Source organism: Oscillibacter sp. MSJ-31 (assembly GCF_018918025.1).
In the GTDB taxonomy this organism is placed as follows: domain Bacteria; phylum Bacillota; class Clostridia; order Oscillospirales; family Oscillospiraceae; genus Hominicoprocola.
The window spans coordinates 1-3,750 of the sequence record NZ_JAHLPT010000048.1 but is presented as its reverse complement, the minus strand read 5'-3'; the positions used below and the strand labels follow the sequence as shown (position 1 = coordinate 3,750).

General features: G+C 55.2%; 1 protein-coding gene. It reads right to left on the bottom strand.

What is annotated here, in order from left to right; all coding sequences use genetic code 11:
* Positions 1-600: 600 nt before the first annotated feature.
* Positions 601-3,750, bottom strand: a 3,150-nt coding sequence (locus tag KQI17_RS13195) for an S-layer homology domain-containing protein (RefSeq protein WP_216496661.1), incomplete at its 5' end; no start/stop codon positions are given.

Below are 3,750 nucleotides of genomic sequence, written 5' to 3'. Positions count from 1 at the left end.
GGTAATGAGCTGCACATATTTGGGATTCTCCCGCACCCGCTCGATCATGTACGCCGCTTGGCGAAAGCCAGCCAGCTTGCCGGAGGCACCGAGCATCCGCAGCAGGCGCTCGGCATCCAAGGGCTTGTGCATCGTATCCTTTTCGTGGTCGGAAACATAATAGAACAACGGCATAGATACCGCTCCTTTCAGAAATGAAATTTGGGAAAAACAGCGGCATCAACAGGGGGCGCACGCGCTCTGTAATGAACGTTCTCATTTCAGAGCTCTTACATCAAGTCCCCGGAGCTCATGGATCGACGTGTGCCTTTCTTGTTCTCCGCAAGACAATCATACACGATAAAAGCCATTTTGTGTTGCCCTCCTCATCTACAATGGACGACCGAAATGAATTGATTTCGCGCGATAACAGTCGAATTTTGCAACTTTTTCAGCGGATTACATTCAGGCGAGAGTACACCGCGATACAGGGGCAAAGAAAACGCAGGCACGGGAAAGCGAAGCGGGAGCGCTACGCCCTTTCGTGCCTGCGGCTGGTATGGAGCGGTAAAAAGGGCAAGCGCCCGCGCGAAATCGCGCGGGCGCTTGGATTGAGATGGATTATTGAGGAAGTGAGATGTAGTTAGGCTTCCACTCCTCAGCGGACTTCCAAATAACGCTAAGCGCCGTTCCCTCAGGTAAAGAATTATTGTAAAGCCTAAAGGTAGCGCCGTCATTCAACGTGGGGCAATAGGTGCTCTTGTCATAGAAGCAAATGAATCCTGTTGCGTTTCCTTCAACGGTATTGCCGGTGATCACAACATCGTCCAGTTTGCTATGGCAGAACATTACAGCAACATTCTTATATGCATCATCGCCTGTTGCATCTTCAAAATTACTCATGTTGAAGGTGTTTCCCTGAATGGTTACAGTGCCACTGGCAATTCCTTCCCACAGCTTGATGGGACGGACAGCATTGATGGTGCAACCTTCGATTGTCACATTGGTCTGTCCCATGTTCTGAATCCAGATAGGGTTGGAGTTGTTTTTGTTAATGGCATTTTCATGAAGATTAAATGTGCAGCTATTGATAGTCATTTCATTCGCACCGAAAGCGCCATTCTGGAGCCAGTTACCGTTGAAGGTGCAGCTATTAAAGGTCACGCTCGCAAGCCTGTGGGCGACTGTCATGGACTGAACATGGCTCTCAGTCCACATGCTCATTGCCATTTGGCCTTCACCGAAGGTAACCGTATCAAAGCTAACATTTGCAGCATCGGGAACCTTCAATGTAATAGCACCAGCATTGAAATCACCGGTATCAGTAGCACCTGTGACAGAACCGGTCAAGATAATATTGACTGCGGACTTGCCGGTAGAGTAGATGTAGCGGGTTTTCTCTCCGTCATGCGTTGTAGAATTATTTATGTTTGTCTTAAGAGGATAACCGTCAGGCGCAACATCATTATTCCAGTCCGTGTAATGGTAATGGTCAGCAATTTCTTCGTTACCGATGGTAAGACCACCCTGCAGAGAAGCGTTGCCGAGATTAACATAGAGCTTGGCCCTGCCCGCGGGGAGCTTGGTCAGCGCGTTGAACTCAGTAAGGGTATAGGGATTCTCCGCAGTGCCGACCATGGAAACAACATATTTGCCGTCATTGTTCGTTCTGGCAATATAACCCTCGGCCACATACGCGGTCGGGTCGCTGCTGAACGTGCCGCCGGTGATGGAGATAATGACCTTGCCTTCCGCAGGCTGCTGGCCCTTCATCATCGTGCCAGAGACCGATGCAGCATCGCCACTGATGCTGACCTTACCAATGTGGCTGGTATTGCCGTCCACATAAAGCGCCGGGAAGTCATTTCCGCCAATCAGTTTCGTGTTTTCAAGCGTAACGATCGCATCTGCAAGATACGCATTGGCATCACCGGCGACGTAGTTGCCGACGGTCAGCGCCGCTGCGGGAACCTCATTACCGGACTGCCACGGAGCTGCGTGGTATTTGTCTTTTTCTCCATAGGTGCCCGTCGTCTTGATCGTGCTGTTCGTCACGGTCGCAGTACCGGCACGAACGATCAAGCCCTGACGCCCGGCGGTCAGCTCGCAGTTGTCGATAACCAGTTCGCACGCAACATTGACAATCACAGCCGTACTGTCGCCATTCGATGCCGTGCTGGTAAACTTGGAATCCTTCAGCGTAATGATCACACCGTAGTTATCCGTCGAAGAAGCGTTTGTTCCAACGCAGTAAACGCTGGAAGAAACATTGCAGTTCGTGATATTCAGCGCCGTCGCATTGCCAGCCGGGTAGAATGCGGAGCCGTTGCAGGTAACGGTGATATCGCTGACATTGAGCGTTGCTCCGGCATTCGGCCAAATTGCGGAATTCGTGGAACGGATATTCGGGAAGTCCAGCGTGCCGCCCTTAGCGCCGCCGATAAAGCTCGTCGTCTGGTTGGAAAAGCTGAACGAACCCGAAGAAGTATAGGTCAGTTTATTGCCATTGAGAGCGTAGGTAATGCCCGCCTTCAGGCTATTTGTTTCGGCGTCCTTCACCAGCGTGATGGTCGCGCCGTCCGCAGCCGCGGCAACCGCCTCGGGGAGCGTCTTATAATTCTGATTGCCGATCTTGGCGACCGCTACGTCCGCCTTGACCTGACCGCAGACGGTGCAGACATCGTTCTCATATGTGTGCTCGGCTTCGTCAATCTTGAGGTTGTGGCCGCAGGTAGAGGCGTGCCAATGTTTTGTATCGTCGAACACCCACTTGCTGGTGTCGTAGCTGTGGCTGTGGCTATAACCGCCGCCGCCGGAGCTGGTGGTCTCCTTGTTCACCGTGGTGGAGGAGCCGGAGCCGGTCGCGCTGACCGTGCTGTCCTTGCCCTTGGCGTCGGTGACAGTGATCTTGCTATCACCGCTGTTCTCCACGTTGGTGTTCTTGGTCTCAACGGTGATGTCGGTGTCGGACGCGACGTTCTTCACCGTGCCGGAGCCGGTGACAGTGGTGTCCGCCGCGCTGTTCTCGACGTTCTTGATGGTCGTGCCGCTGCCCGCGTTGACGGTCGCGCCCTTGGCGTCCTCGGTCACGCTGACGTTCTCGACCTTGGAGCCGCTCTTGGTCTCAAGCTCGGAGTTCTTGCCGTCGAGCGTCACGTCGTTCGCGGTGGAGTTGTTCAGAATGACCTTGGAGTTGTCGCCGGTCACGGTGATGTCGTCGATGTTCTTGCTGCCGCTGACGGTCACGTCCACGTTGTCAGCGGGAACGAGCAGCTTGTCCACGTCGCCGGTCACGGTTACGTCGTCGGCGACGACGAGCACGAGACCCTTGCCGTCAGCCTTGACGGTCGCGCCTGCCTCGTCAGCGTAGGTGCTGATGGCACGATCGAGGATGGTGACGGTGGACGCGCGGTTGATGTTGTCCTGCGGGGCAAGCTCGTCAGCCGTCGCACCGCCCACGATACCGGCCTCAATGAGCGCGGCAACGTAGCCCTGCGCGTAGGCGGAGACCTGCGCGGCGTCGGTGTACTTCGTCAGGTCGGGCTTGCGGATCGGCTCAATGCCGAGCGCACGGGCCAGCATGACCATGGCACGCTCGCGGGAGATGGGCGCGTCGGGCGTCACGGTGCCGTCGCCGTTACCATTGAGGATACCGGCAGCCGCGCAGCGGTTGATGGCATCATAGTACCAGGCATCCGCCGTGTTGTCGGTGAAGCCCGCGTCCTTCGCGGCGGGCAGCTTGAGGAGCTTCGCGAGGATGGTCGCGAGCTG